At 61.7% G+C, this 17,597-nt stretch carries 12 protein-coding genes; 5 read left to right on the top strand and 7 right to left on the bottom strand.

Annotated elements, in window-relative coordinates:
• Positions 1-42 precede the first annotated feature (42 nt).
• Positions 43-2,745: an HTH-type transcriptional regulator MalT gene (malT, locus tag Q9R34_RS20130; protein ID WP_103797226.1), complete on the bottom strand. Its 2,703-nt coding sequence runs from the start codon at positions 2,743-2,745 to the stop codon at positions 43-45.
• Positions 2,746-3,026: 281 nt separating this feature from the next.
• On the opposite strand from malT, the gene malP reads away from it, so the two are divergent.
• Together malP and malQ are read left to right on the top strand one after the other, a co-directional pair.
• On the top strand, positions 3,027-5,429 hold the full coding sequence (gene malP / locus Q9R34_RS20125; protein WP_239314976.1) for a maltodextrin phosphorylase: 2,403 nt from the start codon (positions 3,027-3,029) through the stop codon (positions 5,427-5,429).
• An 8-nt stretch (positions 5,430-5,437) separates the two neighbouring features.
• Positions 5,438-7,507 carry a 4-alpha-glucanotransferase gene (gene malQ / locus Q9R34_RS20120; protein WP_103797224.1) on the top strand — a complete coding sequence of 690 codons (2,070 nt, stop codon included), beginning with the start codon at positions 5,438-5,440 and terminating at the stop codon, positions 7,505-7,507.
• Between the two features lie 71 nt (positions 7,508-7,578).
• Here malQ and Q9R34_RS20115 read toward each other — a convergent pair whose 3' ends face one another.
• The 5 genes from Q9R34_RS20115 to malK form a co-directional block, all read right to left on the bottom strand.
• On the bottom strand, positions 7,579-7,995 hold the full coding sequence (locus tag Q9R34_RS20115) for a type II toxin-antitoxin system VapC family toxin (RefSeq protein ID WP_103797223.1): 417 nt from the start codon (positions 7,993-7,995) through the stop codon (positions 7,579-7,581).
• Entirely contained in the window at positions 7,992-8,222 is a 231-nt protein-coding gene (gene vapB, locus Q9R34_RS20110) for a type II toxin-antitoxin system VapB family antitoxin (protein WP_048782087.1), read from the bottom strand. The genes Q9R34_RS20115 and vapB overlap by 4 nt, the downstream gene beginning before the upstream one ends.
• A gap of 143 nt (positions 8,223-8,365) precedes the next feature.
• Positions 8,366-9,280: a maltose operon protein MalM gene (gene malM, locus Q9R34_RS20105; protein ID WP_103797222.1), complete on the bottom strand. Its 915-nt coding sequence runs from the start codon at positions 9,278-9,280 to the stop codon at positions 8,366-8,368.
• Between the two features lie 118 nt (positions 9,281-9,398).
• Positions 9,399-10,700 carry a maltoporin gene (locus tag Q9R34_RS20100; protein ID WP_033755645.1) on the bottom strand — a complete coding sequence of 434 codons (1,302 nt, stop codon included), beginning with the start codon at positions 10,698-10,700 and terminating at the stop codon, positions 9,399-9,401.
• A gap of 41 nt (positions 10,701-10,741) precedes the next feature.
• Positions 10,742-11,851, bottom strand: a complete 1,110-nt coding sequence (malK, locus tag Q9R34_RS20095; RefSeq protein ID WP_033755647.1) for a maltose/maltodextrin ABC transporter ATP-binding protein MalK — start codon at positions 11,849-11,851, stop codon at positions 10,742-10,744.
• Between the two features lie 362 nt (positions 11,852-12,213).
• On the opposite strand from malK, the gene malE reads away from it, so the two are divergent.
• The 3 genes from malE to malG are packed head-to-tail and all read left to right on the top strand — an operon-like array spanning position 12,214 to position 15,896.
• The gene (gene malE / locus Q9R34_RS20090; RefSeq protein WP_146053864.1) at positions 12,214-13,404 is read left to right on the top strand and encodes a maltose/maltodextrin ABC transporter substrate-binding protein MalE; all 1,191 of its coding nucleotides are present in this window, start codon (positions 12,214-12,216) and stop codon (positions 13,402-13,404) included.
• 59 nt (positions 13,405-13,463) lie between these two features.
• Entirely contained in the window at positions 13,464-14,996 is a 1,533-nt protein-coding gene (gene malF, locus Q9R34_RS20085; protein ID WP_084885377.1) for a maltose ABC transporter permease MalF, read from the top strand.
• Between the two features lie 9 nt (positions 14,997-15,005).
• Positions 15,006-15,896 carry a maltose ABC transporter permease MalG gene (gene malG / locus Q9R34_RS20080; RefSeq protein WP_033792433.1) on the top strand — a complete coding sequence of 297 codons (891 nt, stop codon included), beginning with the start codon at positions 15,006-15,008 and terminating at the stop codon, positions 15,894-15,896.
• Between the two features lie 163 nt (positions 15,897-16,059).
• On the opposite strand, the gene Q9R34_RS20075 is transcribed toward malG, so the two are convergent.
• Complete coding sequence (locus Q9R34_RS20075; RefSeq protein ID WP_239314977.1) at positions 16,060-17,133, bottom strand: aldo/keto reductase; 1,074 nt, start codon at positions 17,131-17,133, stop codon at positions 16,060-16,062.
• Positions 17,134-17,597: the final 464 nt, after the last annotated feature.

The raw sequence follows: 17,597 nt of genomic DNA, 5'->3' as shown, positions 1-17,597 counted from the left end.
ATTTTCATGAGGCTATCACGCTCGAGCACAGGGCGGGCAACTTCACACATACCCCATCAGCTTCAGCATCGACTGCGCCTGATGCATCGCCTCGGCGCGATGCGAGACGCCCAGCTTCTGATAGAGGTTGCGGATATGGGTTTTAATGGTGGTGGCGGCCACATCCAGCTCCCCGGCGATCTGGTCGTTGCTGTAGCCGGAGTAGATCAGGCCCAGCACCTGCCATTCGCGCTGCGTCAGCGGGCTGGTGCGGATCAGCTCCGGCACGTCGGGATGATTCAGCAGTCGGCTGACGAATCCCTCGTCGAAGTGGGCGAACTTATGGCGATGGTATTTGTTAATTTCATTCAGGATACGGCGCGCGCGATGATTATCCAGCTCTTCCAGCGCGTTAAGCTGGATAAGCTGGCGCAGCTGCTGCGCCATGATCTCGCCTTCGATCACGAAATGGCTGATAAAGCCGGTGCCGCGCGCCAGCTTCAGCGCCTCGATGAGCGCGCGCTGCGCTTCGGCTTTGCGTCCGGTCTGCCAGTAGATCTGATTGAGCAGCAGCAGGTTGCGGTTCATATCGCTCATCAGACGCAGCGCGCGCGCGTTTTCGTTGAGCTCTTCCAGCACCACTTCCGCCTGGCTGAGATCGCCCTGCAGGATCTGCGCCCGCGCGATATTGCGCCACTGCCCCTGCAGGAAGTGGTTATTGGCGAAGGCGGGCTTCGCGGTGTGCCGCATCCAGTGGCTGGCGCTCTGGACGTCACCCGTCATCTGCCAGTAGATCACCCTCACCTTGTCGGCGTTGGCGATCCAGTCGCTGTGCAGGCTGCCGTTGTTGAGCAGATTCTCCAGACGGTTCAGGTAGCTGCGCGCGTTATCCAGATTGCCGCGCGCCAGCGAGCACTGCACCAGCAGGCCCAGACACTGGATCTGCTGCTGCGGCGGGTAGCCCTTCAACACTTTCATACCTTCGCGCGCCGCCTGCTCCGCCTCGTCCAGCCGGCCCCACGCCCACATCAGCTGGGCGCGAATGCGCAGCAGAAACTCGTGCAGCGGAAACTGCGCCAGATGCTGCTCGCCAACCAGCACGAACGCTTTCTCCTGAATCTCCCAGGCGGCCTGCAGAAATCCCTGCGCGAAAAGAATTTCGCTTTGCTGGATCAAGCTCCAGAGCGCGTAGTGCCAGGTTTCGTCGCGGCGCGCCATCTGCTCGGTCTGACGCATCAGCGCCAGCGAACTCGCCAGCTCGCCTTTGCAGTGCATCACTTCGCCATGCACCGAGGTAGCGACGATGCGGCTGTAGCGGCGGCTTTCCGGCAGGGCTTCCAGCGCCAGGCGGGCAAGCTGCTCCGCCTCTTCGGTGTTGCCGTCGTTGATCGCCACCTGCGCACGCACGGCGTTGAATTCGCCCTGTAGCGCGGCGTCGATCTCGCAGCTGCACGCCTGCTCGAACTTCGCCAGCAGGCGGTTAACCTCGGAAAAGCGATGCTGGCTCTGCATCAGCCAGGCCTGTAGCAGCACCAGGCGTGGATTATCCACCAGCGTCGCCCAGGGAAGCGCGCTCAGCGAGTTCTCCAGCAGCGCCAGCTCGCTCTGATTGAACAGCGTCCAGGCGTGCGCCAGCAGCACGTCGCGCAGCATCTCGACGTCGCCTGAGGCGAGCGCATGATGGATCGCTTCGCCGGGGAATCCCTGCGCCATCCAGCTTTGCGCGGCTGCGCGATGCACCGCGGGCAGCTCGGCTGCCAGCTCCCACTGACAACGCTGGCGCAAAAACGATCCAAACAGCGGGTGATAGCTGAACCACTGGCCCGAATCATCCATACGCTGCAGGAAGAGCCCTCGCCGCTCAATCTCCTCCAGCCGCATGCGTCCGTTCGCCTCGCTGGTCACGCAGGCGACCAGGGCGTCATTCATCGAGCGTAGCAGCGCGGTTTTCAGCAGGAAATGACGCGTCGCGTCGTCGATATTGTCCAGCACCTCCTCCACCAGATAGTCGGCAAGGTGGCTGGCGTTGATGCCGGAGAGCCGCCGCGCGGAGTCCTGCGCCGAGCCGGCGCCCTGACGCGCGGAAATAGCGATCAGCTGAAGCGCCGTCGCCCAGCCCGCCACGTCGTCGCACAGGCGCCCGCTCTCTTCAGAGGCGAGCGGCGCGCTCAGGCGACAGTCAAAAAACTGTTTCGCCTCGTGATGGGTAAACGCCAGCTGCTGGCTGCCCAGCTCCAGCAGCTGTTCGCGCACGCGCAGATTAGCGATGCCGAGCTGCGGCAGATTGCGCGACAGCACGACCAGCGTCAGGTTGTCGGGCTGATGGCGCAGGAAAAAGCGCATCGCCTCATGAATGGCGGGGTTGGCGATGTGGTGATAGTCATCCACGATCAGCCACAGCGGCTGCCGCCAGTCGGCCAGCTCGATAAACAGCTGCGCGAAAAGCGCGTTGAGGTTGACGTACTGCCGCTTCTGCGCCAGCGTTTCGCTGCGGCTGCAGCCGCCCTGCGTCGCCTGCTGCAGCGCCGCGATAAGATAGTCGGCGAAGCGCTCCGGCTGATTGTCGCCCTCGTCTAATGAATACCAGCCCAGATCCTTTCTATCCGCCGCCCACTGCGAGACCAGCGTGGTTTTGCCGTAGCCCGCCGGACTGGTAATCAACACCAGCCGGTAATTGCCCGCTGCGCCCAGCTTTTGCAGCAGGCGATCGCGCGTGACGGTGCTTTCAAGGCGTACGGGACGACTGAGCTTCGAGGGAATTAACATGGGCGCACGCTTCTCCATTAACGTTCAGCGCATCATTTTTTTACGCTTCGTAATTAATCTTCATACACGTTCACGGATCCGTTAGCTGAATGCAAGCGAACCTGTAAGGCAGGCTTAACAAAAGCGAGTGCAATCACACTCCTGCGCCGCTTTCAGATTTACCCTGGCCTCTCCGCCCTCGTTATCCTCCCTGCTGAATTTCATGCAGGAGGAGGAGCGCCCGAAAGGCGGCAGGCAAACTGGCAGGCAATCCCTTTTCGTTCTGACAGGAAGCACACGACATGAATTCGCAACCCTTCGATCACGCCCGCTTTACCGCCGCACTCACGCGGCAGTGGCAACGCTTCGGCCTGCGCGACGCGCAGGAGATGACGCAACAGCAGTGGTGGCAGGCGCTGAGCGGCGCGCTGGCCGAACTGCTGGCCGAACTGCCTGCGCAGCCCGCATCCGGGCCGCAGCGCCACGTTAACTATCTCTCCATGGAGTTTCTCACCGGCCGGCTGACGGGAAATAACCTGCTCAACCTGGGCTGGTATCAGGCGGTCGCCGACGCGCTCGCCGCCTGGGGCATCGCCCTGAGCGACGTGCTGGAGCGCGAGACCGATCCGGCGCTCGGCAACGGCGGCCTGGGACGGCTGGCGGCCTGTTTTCTCGACGCGATGGCCACCACCGGCCAGCCCGCCATCGGCTACGGCCTGAACTATCAATATGGCCTGTTTCGCCAGCGTTTTATCGAAGGCGCGCAGCATGAACAGCCTGACGACTGGGGACGCGACCGCTATCCCTGGTTTCGTCACAACGCCGCGCTGACCGTGCAGGTCGGTCTGGGCGGCAAGGTGGTGACGGAAGAGGGGCGCCCGCGCTGGGAGCCCGCTTTCCTGCTGCAGGGCGAGGCCTGGGATCTGCCCGTCGTCGGCTATGGCAACGGCGTCACCCAGCCGCTGCGCCTCTGGCAGGCGAAACACGCGCGTCCGTTCAACCTGCAGCGCTTCAACGACGGCGATTTCCTGCGCGCCGAACAGCAGGGCATCGATGCGGAGAAGCTGACGAAGGTGCTCTACCCCAACGACAATCATCAGGCCGGGAAAAAGCTGCGCCTGATGCAGCAATATTTTCAGTGCGCCTGCACGCTGGCCGACATCCTGCGTCGTCACCATCAGGCGGGCCGCGCCATCGAGACGCTGCCCGACTATGAAGTGATCCAGCTCAACGATACCCATCCGACGCTGGCGATCCCGGAGCTGCTGCGCCTGCTGATCGACGAGCATCAGCTCTCCTGGGATCGGGCGTGGCGCATTACGCAGCGCACCTTCGCCTACACCAACCATACGCTGATGCCGGAGGCGCTGGAGTGCTGGAACCTGCGTCTGGTACGCGCGCTGCTGCCGCGCCATATGATGATTATCAATACGCTGAACGCGCAGCTCAAAAAAGAGGTTGAGGCGCGCTGGCCCGGCAATGAGGCGATCTGGGCGAAGCTGGCGGTGGTGCACAATCAGCAGCTGCGCATGGCTAACCTCTGCGTGGTCAGCGGTTTTGCGGTCAACGGCGTGGCGGCGCTGCACTCCCGGCTGGTGGTGCAGGATCTCTTCCCGGAATACCACGCGCTGTGGCCGGAGAAGTTTCACAACGTCACTAACGGCATTACGCCGCGTCGCTGGATCCAGCAGTGCAATCCGGCGCTGGCCACGCTGATTGACAATACGCTGTCGCGCCCCTGGGTTAACGATCTGGATGCGCTCAGCGACCTGGCGCCGCTGGCGGACGACGCCGCGTTTCGCGCGGAGTATCGCGCCATCAAGCAGCAGAACAAGGCGGCGTTAACGCGCTGGATCGCCGAAAAGACCGGTATCCGCGTTCAGCCTGACGCCCTGTTCGACGTGCAGATCAAGCGCCTCCACGAATATAAGCGCCAGCATCTGATGCTGCTGCATATCATCGCCCTGTGGCAAACGCTGGTCAGCGATCCGCAGGCGAATCTGACGCCGCGCGTGATGCTGTTCGGCGCCAAAGCGGCGCCGGGCTACGCGCTGGCGAAAAATATCATTTACGCCATTAACAAGGTGGCGGCCGTGGTTAACGCCGATCCGCGCGTCGGCGACCGCCTTAAAATCGTGTTTATTCCCGACTACAACGTCTCGGTGGCGGAGCGGCTCATTCCTGCCGCCGATCTCTCCGAGCAGATCTCGACGGCGGGCAAAGAGGCTTCCGGAACCGGCAACATGAAGCTGGCGCTTAACGGCGCGCTGACGATTGGCACCCTGGACGGCGCGAACGTGGAGATCGCCCAGCAGGTCGGCGAGGAGAATATCTTTATTTTCGGCCATACCGTCGAGCAGGTGACTGCGCTGAAGCAGGCGGGCTACGCGCCGGCGACCTGGCGCAAAAAAGATCCGCAGCTGGATCGGGCGCTGACCGCGCTGGAGGACGGCACCTTTAGCGACGGCGACACGACGGCCTTCGACGCGCTGGTGCGCAGCCTGGGCCCGACGGGCGGCGATCCCTACCTGGTGCTGGCCGATTTCCACCACTATCTCAACGCCCAGCAGCAGGTCGAAGCGCTGTGGGCCGATCCGGACGCCTGGACGCGCGCCGCGATCCTGAACACCGCGCGCTGCGGCATGTTCAGCGCCGACCGCGCCATCCGCGATTATCAGCAACGTATCTGGCAGGCCGCGCGCTGAGGAACGCCATGAAACCGAAAAATCATCTCGATCGCGCCGCAGACGGCCTGATTGCGCCCGATTACATTGATGCCCACGGCCGGCCGCAGCAGGTCTCTACGCTGACCCGCGAGCGTCTGCTGGGGCTGATGCAGCCTCAGAACGCGGGCGCGTCTCCGCTGCCGCCTGCGGCCATCTTACGCCAGGGCGAGCCGCTGACGCTCTCGCCGGTGCTTCTCAGCGCGGCCAGCTGGCAGCTGACCAGCGAAGGGGGCGCGTGCTGGTCAGGCCGCTGCGCGGCGGGCGAAACCCTGACGCTGCCGCCGTTGCCGGACGGCTACCACCAGCTGACGCTGGAGCATGAGGCGCAGCGCTACGGCTGCTGCGTTATCGTCGCGCCGCCGCGCTGCTATGAGCCGCCCGCGCTGCTGGCGGGCGAATCGCTGTGGGGCAGCTGCATCCAGCTCTATACGCTGCGATCGGCACATAACTGGGGCATCGGCGACTTTGGCGATCTGCGGCGGATGATCGACGAGACGGCGCGCCGCGGCGGCGCCTTTGTCGGGCTGAACCCCCTGCACGCCCTGTTTCCCGCCGAGCCAGAGAGCGCCAGCCCGTACAGTCCTTCGTCGCGCCGCTGGCTCAATATTCTCTACATCGACGTCAACGCGGTGCCGGACTTTCAGCAGAGCGAGGCGGCGCGGGCCTGGTGGCGTCTTGAGGCGACCCAGCAGGCGTTGCAGGCGGCGCGGCGCGCGGAATGGGTAGATTACCCTGCCGTGACGCGCCTGAAGCTGGAGGGCTTACGGCTGGCCTGGCAGGCGTTTCGACTGCGCGACGCGGATGACGCGGAGGCGGCGGCGTTTGAGGATTTTGTCGAGGCGGGCGGCGACAGCCTGCTCTGCCAGGGCCTGTTTGACGCCCTGCATGCCGAGCAACGTAAGCAGGATGGTGACAGTCACGGCTGGCAAAGCTGGCCGGACGCCTTTCAGCATCCCGACAGCGCCGCCGTGCTGGCATTTCGCATTGAGCAGAGCGATGAGGTGCGCTTTTATCTCTGGCTGCAGTGGCTCGCGGCCCGGCAGTTCGCGGCGTGCTGGCAGCGCTGTCGGCAGCATGAGATGGCGATCGGCCTGTACCGCGATCTGGCGGTAGGCGTGGCGCGCGACGGCGCCGAAACCTGGCGCGAGCGGGAGCTTTACTGTCTTGAGGCGAGCGTCGGCGCGCCGCCCGATATTCTCGGTCCGCTGGGGCAAAACTGGGGGCTGCCGCCGATGGATCCGCAGGTGATGGCCGCGCGCGCGTTTGAGCCCTGGATCACCCTGTTGCGCGCCAGCATGCAGGATTGCGGCGCGCTGCGTATCGATCATGTGATGGCGCTGCTGCGCCTCTGGTGGATCCCGCAGGGCGAAAGCGCGGCGGAAGGCGCCTATGTGCACTATCCGGTGGACGCGCTGCTGGCAATTCTGGCGCTGGAGAGTCAGCGCCACCGCTGTATGGTGATCGGCGAGGATTTAGGCACCGTGCCGGCGGCGATCGTCGACAAACTGCGGGACGCGGGCGTCTACTCCTACAAGGTGCTCTATTTCGAGCAGGCGTCGAAGCAGGCGTTCCGCGCGCCGGGGCAGTGGCCGCGCCAGGCGATGGCGGTCGCCACCACCCACGATATGCCGACGCTGCGCGGCTGGTGGCGCAGCGACGATCTTCGTCTGGGCAGCAAGCTGGGCCTCTATCCCGATAAGGACGTCCTGGCGGGGCTGTATCGCGACAGGCAGGCGGCAAGGAAAGCGCTGTTGCAGACCCTGCTGCGCAGCGGCGCGCTGCCCCCGCGCCGGCGCTTTCAGCGGGGCGGCGCGCGTATGACCCGCGCGCTCAGCCAGGCGATTCTGGGCTATCTGGCCGACACGCAAAGCGCCCTGCTCGGCCTGCAGCCGGAAGAGTGGCTGGATATGACGACGCCGGTAAACGTGCCCGGCACCGTCGACGCCTGGCCTAACTGGCGGCGCAAGCTCAGCGCGACGCTGGAGGAGATGTTCAGCGATCCGGCGGTCGATGCGCTGCTGGCGGCGGTGGATCGCGGCAGAAAGGGAATGAAATAGAAGAGAGACGTTAGCCCGCCGCGCGCGGGCTGACGATTATGGACTGCGCTATTTCCATCACCGTCAGACGATCATTTGCTCCAGTCTTCAAAAACAAGCCCTGGCACGCGCTCAAATTCCTTGACGTTATGGGTAACAAGCATGGCGTCAGCCGCAATAGCGTGCCCGGCAATGGCGGTATCATTCGGGCCAATGGGCCTGTCAATAGCGGTCAGCGCACGCTTGATTTCTGTGGTTGCGTCCACTGCATGGCGATCCCAGGCCAGAATGGCATCCAGGCGCGCGCAGAACGCTTCAACCAGCTGTACATGGCGAGGCGACGCTTTCTTGCCAACAGCGCCAAACCGCATTTCCGCATAGGTTATCGCCGACACAACAATTCGATGACGACGCAGCACAGCTTGCTCCAGCCGCATGAGTACGGCTTCCGGCTGTTCCCGCATAATAAAAGAGCAGATATTTGTATCGAGCATATAGGTTTTAATCACAGCTCAAATCGCCCTTCATCGCTGAAAACGTCTGCACGCTCCGTCATAAAATCGGCGTCAGCCTTTTCTTGCTCGCGAAATGACCCCCAGCTCGGCTTGACTGGTCGCAGGATCAGAGAGTCGCCTTCGCGAATAATCTCCAGTTCGTTTACGCCGTCGAAATCGAGATCGCGCGGCAGGCGAATCGCCCGATTATTACCGTTTTTGAATATCGATACCGTACGCATTTTTTTGTCCTCCCATCCTTACATATGCCAAGAATATGCCGAGGAAGGCGTGATGTATAACCGCCCTTCATACGTTATTTTTCCATAAAAAAAGGTGCGCCGTAGCGCACCAGGTGGGGCAACTCAGCACTGTCGGGGCAGCTTCACCCCTTGCCTTTAACACTGCTGATAAAGGTTTTGCGCGCCGACGTCGAACCCAGGCGTTCCGCCTCGTCCAGCAGCTTGAGGGCTTTATCGATATTGCCCTGATCCACCGCCTGACGGATGCTCTGATTAAAGTAACTTTCGGTATCCTCCACCAGCGGCGCCGACGGCGCGGCGGGCGCGGTGCGTGCCGCCGCCTGCGCAACCGGCTGGGTGCTGCCGACCGTAACCGGCGCCGGACCTGAGGAGCCGAACAGCGGGCCGACCAGAATCGAGGAGGCGGAGCTGGTGGAGACTTTCAGCTTTATTTTGCCGTCCACGCCGTGACGCGCGACCGGATCGGGAATATCGGGCACCGCATGGCCGGTGCCTCTGGCGTAGGCTTTCGCCGGATCCACCAGCGTGGTGGTCTGGCCGAGATCCTGCGCGGTAGTGAATACCAGCAGATAGATTTTTTGCTGGCCCAGCGCCGGCGTCAGCTTCATCACCCCTTCCAGGCGGTCGGCGCTCATCACGCCCGGCTGTTGATAGGTAAAAAAGCGGCTCGGGAACCAGGCGGCGGGACGCAGATTCTCGTCGAGCACCAGCACATTGGGGGCGAATACCTGATTGTGCGCCACTTCGCTGCTCAGCGTCACCGTCAGCTCGCCCTGGCTGGCAGGCAGGCTAAACGCGGCGACAGGACCGGTGATGCCGCTGACGTCAAGCTGCGTGCCGCTCTGCGACAGCGAGATGCTCTGCGGGCGCGAGGTGTCGACGGGCTGCCAGCTCAGTCGCTGCAGGCTCGCGGTCGGGATCGTCGGCGCGGCGGAGAGATCCTGCGGCACCAGGTTAATTTCAGCATGCGCTGGCAGTGCGAGGCTCGTCAGCAGCGCGGCGCTCAGACAGAGTGCGGTAAGCGTTTTCTTTTTCATTTTTTATATTCTCAACAGGCTGTCGGACAGCCGCTGAAGCCAGGCAATGGCCGCGGCTGCTCAGAAAGCGCCGTGCGCTGAACGCACGGCGGCCGTTTGCGTTACAGGTCGGTAGGGTTTACCACCAGATTTCCATCTGCGCGCCGAAGCTCCACTCATCGTTGTCGCCGCGGCTGTTGGTGAAGAGCCCGTTGCCGGTGCTGTCTGCGGAAGCCAGCGAGGTCAGATCGCCGGAGGCATCTTTGCTGTAGCCCCACTTCTCATCCCATTTGGCATAGGTAGCGAACAGGCGCAGCGCCGGGCGCGACCAGATGCTGTCGCCCGCCTGCCACTGCTGAGCGAGGGTGATTTTGTACTGGCCGTTGCGTTCGCTGACCTGCTGCGACTTCACGTTGTCGTAGCCCACTTCCAGCAGGGTGCTCATGATCGGCGTCCATTTGTACATCGGGCGCACGCCGACGGTGTACCACTCGGTGCCGCGGTTGTTGTCCAGATCGGTGTTCTGGTACATCGCCACGTACATCAGGTCCCAGCGATCGGCGAGCGAGATGGCGCCGTGATCGAGGACGCGGTACATGCTGCCGTTGTTGTTGATGTTGGTGCCCTGCGGCAGCCCTTTGCCCTGCGAGGTGAGCGCATCGGTGGCGTACTGCAGCACGAATTTGTTGTAGCCTTTGAGCATGCTCTGGGTATGCTCCGCCGTGAACATCCAGCCATCTTTCGACGCGCCGTCTTCGATACGGTAGCCGTCGCGCGCGTTGGCGCGGCCATAATCGACACCCAGCTCCAGCACGCCGTCCGGGTTGGTTTCCAGTCCGGCCAGGCGCACGTCGAAGACGTCGTTGGCGGTGCTGGTGGCGTAATCGCGGATGCGATCGCTGGAGAAGGTATAGGAGCCGCCCGCCTCTGAGGAGCGCGTCGCCGCGAAAGAGAGCTTGCCGAAGCCGAGATCCACATCTTCCAGACCGGCGCCCGGGCCGGAGATATCCCAGTAGTAGAAGTCGATCATATGCACGTCGTGACGCTGGTAGAAGCGCTTACCGGCCCAGATAGTGGAGCCCGGCAGGGCGTCGATCAGGTTTTTGCCTTTGACGTTCGCCTCGCGGAAGGCGGGGGATGTCGCCTCCCAGTCATTCTGTTGCGCCACTGAATAGGCGACGTTGGTGTCGAAGTAGAAGCTTTTGTCGCCCTCTTTCCACACTTCCTGGCCCAGCTTCAGTTCGGCGTAGGTTTCGCATTCGTTGCCCAGACGGTATTTGCTTTGCGCGCCGGTAGCCTGAAAGCACTGCTGTTCGCCGCCGCTGCCGGTCCAGCCGATGCCGGAACGGGCGTAGCCGGTAAAGTCGACCGCCATCGACGAGGCAGAGATCGTGCCCGCCGCGATGGCGATAGCGACGGGAAGTTTGCGCAGAGTTATCATTTTCTATCTCCTGAGATCATTGCTTTTATTGTTTTGCAGGGCTAAACACCAGGCTCCTGATGCAGCCTGCGACAGGCGCTCCCGTCCTCGCGGAACAGGTGACAGCGCTCCGGTGGCAGGCCAATGCCCATCAGGGCGCCCTCTTCTACCAGCACGACGTCCTCCTGGCGGTAAACCAGGTTTTGACGGATAGCGGGGATCTGGATATGGATTTGCGTTTCGTTGCCGAGCTGCTCGACCACCTGCACCTCGCCCTCGAGCGTGACGTCGGCGATATCGCTGGAGAGCAGGTGTTCAGGTCGGATGCCTAACGACATATTGCTGCCCACCTGGACGCCTGCGCTCTCGACCGGTAGCCAGATGCGCTGATCGTTAGGCAGGCGGACCTGCACCTGATCGATAGCGGTGGCGGTCACTTTGACGGGCAGGAAATTCATGCGCGGCGAGCCGATAAATCCGGCGACGAAGCGGTTAGCGGGATAGTGATAGAGCTCCAGCGGCCTGCCGACCTGGGCGATGCGCCCGGCATCCAGCACCACGATCTTGTCCGCCAGGGTCATCGCCTCGATCTGATCGTGGGTGACGTAAATCATGGTGCGCTTCAGGCGCTTGTGCAGGCGCGAAATCTCGATGCGCATCTGCACGCGCAGCGCGGCGTCCAGGTTGGAGAGCGGCTCGTCGAGTAAAAAGACGCGCGGCTCGGCGACCAGCGTACGGCCGATCGCCACGCGCTGGCGCTGACCGCCGGAGAGCGCTTTGGGCCGACGGTCGAGCAGATGCGCCAGCTGCAGCACTTCCGCCACCTGATTAACGCGATGCTGGATCTCGTCACGCCTGACGCCCGCCAGCTTCAGGCCGAAAGACATATTTTCCGCCACCGACAGGTGCGGATAGAGGGCATAGGACTGAAACACCATGCCGATGCCGCGCTCGGCGGGCGGCACCTCGTTCATTCGCTGGCCGCCGATCAGCAGCTCGCCGCGGGTAATGGTCTCCAGACCGGCGATCATGCGCAGCAGCGTGGATTTGCCGCAGCCCGACGGGCCGACGAACACCACAAACTCTCCTTCGCCGATTTCCAGATTGATGTCCTTCGAGACCAGGGTGTCGCCCCAGGCCTTGGTGACATTGCGTAACGCGACGCTCGCCATGATGCTTTCCTCTCCGCTTGCTCATTCTTGCCTGCATCGCCGCAGGCAGACTCCGGCGTCCACTATGGGAAAGGTTCCGGGCGCGCGCATCCTCCGCCGCAGGCGCTTTAGCTGGGGGATGAGAGAGGAGGAGGAGATCGCCGCGCCTCTCCCTGCAACGGCGGCGGCGCGCGGTTTTTTGTGATCGACTGCGCAGAGTCGCGGCGACCGGAGTGTGCGCCAGACCGTGATAACCGCCCGGTTTTGCAACGGAGATCACGGCTTAGCGTCGGCAGGCGTAGAGCGCGGGAGGATGAGAAGCAGCGGCGGATGGTCACAATGTGCGGGAAAACGATTTCCGTTTCCGCTAACAGGATGGAGTTATGACAATGAAAACCGGCGCACGCATTTTTGCCCTTTCCGCCCTTACGGCCATGCTGTTTTCGGCCTCGGCAATCGCGAAGATCGAAGAGGGAAAACTGGTTATCTGGATCAACGGCGATAAAGGCTATAACGGGCTGGCCGAAGTGGGTAAGAAGTTCGAGCAGGATACCGGCATTAAAGTCACGGTCGAGCATCCGGATAAAATGGAAGAGAAATATCCGCAGGTGGCCGCCACCGGCGACGGCCCGGACATTATCTTCTGGGCGCACGACCGCTTCGGCGGCTATGCCCAGTCGGGGCTGCTGGCGGAGATCTCGCCGGATAAAAGCTTCCAGGAGAAGCTCTTTCCTTTTACCTGGGACGCGGTGCGCTTTAACGGCAAGCTGATCGGCTACCCGGTGTCGGTGGAATCGCTGTCGCTGATCTACAACAAAGATCTGCTGCCTGACCCGCCGAAAAGCTGGGAAGAGATGGCGGCCGTCGACAAACAGCTGCGCGCCAAAGGCAAGAGCGCCATTATGTTCAACCTGCAGGAACCCTACTTCACCTGGCCGCTGCTGGCTGCAGGCGGCGCTTACGCCTTTAAAAAGAGCGACAGCGGCTACGACGTCAAAGATACCGGCGTAGATAACGCCGGCGCGAAAGCGGGCATGCAGTTCCTGGTCAATCAGGTTAAAGCCAAAACCCTCAACGCCGACACCGACTACTCCATCGCCGAAGCGGCGTTCAATAAAGGCCAGACCGCGATGACCATCAACGGTCCCTGGGCCTGGAGCAATATCGACAAGAGCGGCATCAACTACGGCGTCACGCTGCTGCCGACCCTGAACGGCAAACCGTCGAAAACCTTTGTCGGCGTGCTGAGCGCGGGCATCAACGCCGCCAGCCCGAATAAAGAGCTGGCGAAAGAGTTCCTTGAGAACTACCTGCTGACCGATGCCGGTCTGGACGCGGTGAATAAAGACAAACCGCTGGGCGCAGTCACGCTGAAGTCGTTCCAGCAGGCGCTGGAAAAAGACGAGCGCATCGCCGCTACCATGAACAACGCGCGCAGCGGCGACATCATGCCGAATATCCCGCAGATGGCGGCCTTCTGGTATGCGATGCGCACCGCCACGCTTAACGCCCTGAGCGGACGTCAGAGCGTCGATGCCGCGCTGAAAGATGCGCAGGCGCGCCTGAACAAGTAACGCCTCTCCCAAAGCCGGTTCGCGCCGGCTTACCACTGGTTGTTAAGGAACACCGAATCATGTCAGGAAAACCGAAAACAGGAGGCGCGGGCCAGCTGCTGAAGCGCGTTCTCGTCGGGATCTGCTGTCTGCTGGTCGGCTACCTTCTGGTGCTGATGTATGCGCAGGGCGAATATCTGTTTGCGCTGCTGACGCTGATCGTCAGCGCGGCGGGCATCTGGATCTACGCTAACCGGCGCGCCTACGCCTGGCGCTATGTTTATCCCGGTCTCGCCGGGATGGCGCTGTTTGTGCTCTTTCCCCTCGCCTGTACCGTGGCGATCGCCTTTACCAACTACAGCAGCACCAACCAGCTCACCCAGGCGCGCGCGCAGCAGGTGTTGCTGAGCCGTCAGTATCAGGACGGCGCGGGAATGAACTTCGCGCTCTATCCTGCGGGCGATCGCTGGCAGCTGGTGCTCTCCGCCGACAGCGAGAGCTATGTCTCGCCGCCGTTCGCTTTTGGCGGCGAACAGCAGCTCAGCATGACCCCTGCCGCGCCGCCGGCGGGCCAGCGCGCGACGCTGAAGGTCGTCACCGGCAACCGGCAGGCGCTCAGTCAACTCCGCGCCAGGCTGCCGGACGGCCGCGAACTGGTGATGAGTTCGCTGCGACAGTTCTCCGGCACGCGGCCGCTCTATCAGCTCACCGCCGACCAGCGGCTGAAAAATCAGCAGAGCGGCGAGATCTATCAGGCGAACGATCAAACTGGCTTCTTTCAGCGCGTCAACGCCGACGGCAGCTGGGGCAGCGAGCAGCTCAGCCCGGGCTTTACGGTTGGCGCAGGCTGGAAGAACTTTGTGCGCGTCTTTACCGACGAAGGCATCCAGAAGCCCTTCCTGGCGATTTTCGGCTGGACGCTGCTCTTCTCCCTGCTGACCGTGGCGCTGACCGTCGCCGTCGGTATGGTGCTCGCCTGTCTGGTGCAGTGGGAGGCGCTGAAAGGCAAAGCGATTTATCGCGTGATGCTGATCCTGCCCTACGCCGTACCGGCCTTTATTTCGATACTGATTTTCAAGGGGCTGTTTAACCAGAGCTTCGGCGAGATCAACGTGCTGCTCAACGCCCTGTTCGGCCTGCAGCCCGCCTGGTTCAGCGACCCGCTGCTGGCGCGCGCCATGCTGGTTATCGTCAATACCTGGCTGGGCTATCCCTATATGATGATCCTCTGCATGGGGCTGCTGAAGGCGATTCCGGACGATCTCTACGAAGCCTCGGCGATGGATGGCGCGGGGCCGATGCAGAATTTCTTTCTGATTACCCTGCCGCTGCTGCTGAAGCCGCTGATGCCGCTGATGATCGCCAGCTTCGCCTTTAATTTTAACAACTTCGTGCTGGTGCAGCTGCTGACCAACGGCGGCCCCGATCGCCTTGGCACCACCACGCCGGCGGGCTATACCGATCTGCTGGTGAACTATACGTGGCGCATCGCCTTCGAGGGGGGCGGCGGACAGGACTTTGGTCTGGCGGCGGCGATCGCCACCCTGATCTTCCTGCTGGTGGGCGCGCTGGCGGTGATTAACCTGAAAGCCGTGCGGATGAAGTTCGACTAAGGAGGCGTTATGGCTATGGTACAACCTAAATCGCAGAAGCTGCGTCTGCTGCTGACCCATCTGCTGCTGCTGGCGTTTATCGCCGCGATTCTTTTCCCGCTGCTGATGGTGGTGGCGATCTCGCTGCGCGCGGGCAACTTCGCCACCGGCAGCCTGATCCCGGAGCAGATCTCCTGGGAGCACTGGCGGCTGGCGCTGGGCTTCAGCGTGACCCATGCCGATGGCCGCGTCACGCCGCCGCCGTTCCCGGTGCTGCTGTGGCTGTGGAACTCGGTGAAGATCGCCGGCATCAGCGCGCTCGGCATAGTGGCGCTTTCCACCACCTGCGCCTATGCTTTTGCTCGCATGCGCTTCGCCGGACGCGCCAGCCTGTTGAAAGGGATGCTGATTTTTCAGATGTTCCCGGCTGTGCTTTCGCTGGTGGCGCTTTATGCTTTATTCGATCGGCTGGGGCAGTATCTGCCTTTCCTGGGGTTGAATACGCACGGCGGCGTGATTTTCGCCTACCTGGGCGGTATCGCGCTGCACGTCTGGACGATTAAAGGCTATTTCGAAACCATCGACGGCTCGCTTGAAGAGGCGGCCGCGCTGGACGGCGCGACGCCGTGGCAGGCGTTCCGACTGGTGCTCTTGCCGCTGTCGGTGCCGATCCTGGCGGTGGTGTTTATTCTGGCGTTTATCGCCGCGGTAACGGAAGTGCCGGTCGCTTCGCTGCTGCTGCGGGACGTCAACAGCTATACCCTGGCGGTGGGGATGCAGCAGTATCTCAACCCGCAGAACTATCTGTGGGGCGACTTCGCCGCCGCCGCCGTGCTCTCCGCCATCCCGATCACGCTGGTGTTTCTGCTGGCGCAGCGCTGGCTGGTCAGCGGCCTGACGGCGGGCGGCGTTAAGGGCTAATCTCTTCATCATTGCAGTGCCACTGCTTCCTCAATACTAACCATAATTGAGGGTTTTTGGCGGCCTTAGGGCCGCCGTTTTTATTTGTGCTGAAAGAGGCGCTTACGGCATAAAAATAAAGGCTGACCACATCGCGCGGCCAGCGTGCGGCTTATTTCTGCGCCTAATCTTTACGTTCGTCGAGGGTCTGACGGTACTCGTCCAGGAAGGGTTGCTCTGCCGGATCGATACGGTCCATGCCGCTGGTGAAGCGGTGCCAGTAGGGATAGCGCGGCGCCGGACGCGTCACGCGTTCAATGCGCTGGCGCTGCTCATTGCTCAGGGTGAGTTCGAAGGCGTTGAGGTTTTCACGCAGATGCGTTTCGCTGCGGTTGCCGACGATCAGCGCGCTGACGCCGGGACGCTCCGCCAGCCAGGCCAGGCAGACCTGCGCGATAGAGGCGTTAATCTCTTTGCCGACCTGCTCCAGCACCTCGATAACGTTATAGGCGTGCTCCATATCGTGGACGTAGGGTTCCGGCCAGCCGCTGCCCTGACGCGTGGATGCCGGCGCTTTGCCGTGACGGCTGACCGCGCCGGTCAGCAGGCCTTCGCCCAGCGGCCCCCAGATCAGCGTGCCGATCTGCTGGTCGATCGCCATCGGCAGCAGCTCGAACTCCGCTTCGCGCGATTCCGGCGTGTAGTAGATTTGCTGGCTAACAGGCTTGAGCAGCTGCTGTTCGCTGGCGCAGCCTAACGTCTTCATCATCTGCCAGGCGGTGTAGTTGGAGGTGCCGAAGTAGCGGATTTTGCCGCTTTTCACCAGATCTTCCAGCGCGCGCAGCGTCTCTTCAACCGAGGTGACGCCATCCCAGTTATGGATCTGATAAAGGTCGATGTGGTCGGTTTTCAGGCGGCGCAGGCTCGCTTCGCACGCTTTGACGAGATGGTAACGGCTGGCGCCGCTCTCATTCGGGCCATCGCCCAGCGGGCTGCGCGCTTTGCTCGCCAGAATGACCTTGTCACGTTTATCGCCGAGCGCTTCGCCGACCACCTCTTCCGCGCCGCCCATCGAATAGAGATCGGCGGTGTCGATCATATTAACGCCGTGATCTAGCGCGATATCGATAAAGCGGCGCGCTTCGCTGGCGTTAACGTTGCCGGTTTTTTCAAAGCCGGCTTTGCCGCCGAACGGCACGGTGCCCAGCACGAATTTCGAGACCAGCAGGCCCGAGTGGCCCAGTTTACGGTATTGCATTTACTTTCCTCCTTTACAGCTTAAAAAGGCGATCGTAGTCGCAATGGGTTTTGTGTGTTCAGGGGGAAAAGCGTAGGAGAGGATTGGGAGGGGTGCAAATTGTTCAAAAGCAAGTCAGCAAAGGTGCAATTTATTTTTTCCTTGTAACAACTACATTAAATGCTGAAGTAAGGTATTTGTAAAAAAAATAAATCACGATCTGCTAGCTAAAATGCGCAATATTTTCGCGCAAAAAATAGATAAACATGTAAACCATCACTTTGCGTAACAGTTTGTTTGGGGAGATGAGCCCTGGTAATGCTATAAATATATTCACTCGCACATTTTTGATGCGAGACGCCACATTTTAGGGCAAGAATCTTCCTCATGTATATTAAATTTCTATAAAACAGCGATATTAGCGTTCTGTTCAGGCATGGCACGGTAAATGCTTTAAAAAGTAAAATGCGTTTAAGCCGGAGTGT

Origin of the sequence: Enterobacter sp. BRE11, assembly GCF_031844285.1 — a bacterium.
Classification (GTDB): domain Bacteria; phylum Pseudomonadota; class Gammaproteobacteria; order Enterobacterales; family Enterobacteriaceae; genus Pantoea.
The sequence above is the reverse complement of the archived record's forward strand: the minus strand, read 5'-3'. Positions and strand labels throughout refer to the sequence as shown.

What these genes read in the sequence shown, in the direction of transcription:
- Q9R34_RS20100 (WP_033755645.1), bottom strand. Translation starts at nt 10,700, where the DNA reads ATGATAACTCTGCGCAAACTTCCCGTCGCTATCGCCATCGCGGCGGGC.
- malQ (WP_103797224.1), top strand. Translation starts at nt 5,438, where the DNA reads ATGAAACCGAAAAATCATCTCGATCGCGCCGCAGACGGCCTGATTGCG.
- malP (WP_239314976.1), top strand. Translation starts at nt 3,027, where the DNA reads ATGAATTCGCAACCCTTCGATCACGCCCGCTTTACCGCCGCACTCACG.
- malG (WP_033792433.1), top strand. Translation starts at nt 15,006, where the DNA reads ATGGCTATGGTACAACCTAAATCGCAGAAGCTGCGTCTGCTGCTGACC.
- malE (WP_146053864.1), top strand. Translation starts at nt 12,214, where the DNA reads ATGACAATGAAAACCGGCGCACGCATTTTTGCCCTTTCCGCCCTTACG.
- malK (WP_033755647.1), bottom strand. Translation starts at nt 11,851, where the DNA reads ATGGCGAGCGTCGCGTTACGCAATGTCACCAAGGCCTGGGGCGACACC.
- malT (WP_103797226.1), bottom strand. Translation starts at nt 2,745, where the DNA reads ATGTTAATTCCCTCGAAGCTCAGTCGTCCCGTACGCCTTGAAAGCACC.
- malM (WP_103797222.1), bottom strand. Translation starts at nt 9,280, where the DNA reads ATGAAAAAGAAAACGCTTACCGCACTCTGTCTGAGCGCCGCGCTGCTG.
- malF (WP_084885377.1), top strand. Translation starts at nt 13,464, where the DNA reads ATGTCAGGAAAACCGAAAACAGGAGGCGCGGGCCAGCTGCTGAAGCGC.
- Q9R34_RS20075 (WP_239314977.1), bottom strand. Translation starts at nt 17,133, where the DNA reads ATGCAATACCGTAAACTGGGCCACTCGGGCCTGCTGGTCTCGAAATTC.
- vapB (WP_048782087.1), bottom strand. Translation starts at nt 8,222, where the DNA reads ATGCGTACGGTATCGATATTCAAAAACGGTAATAATCGGGCGATTCGC.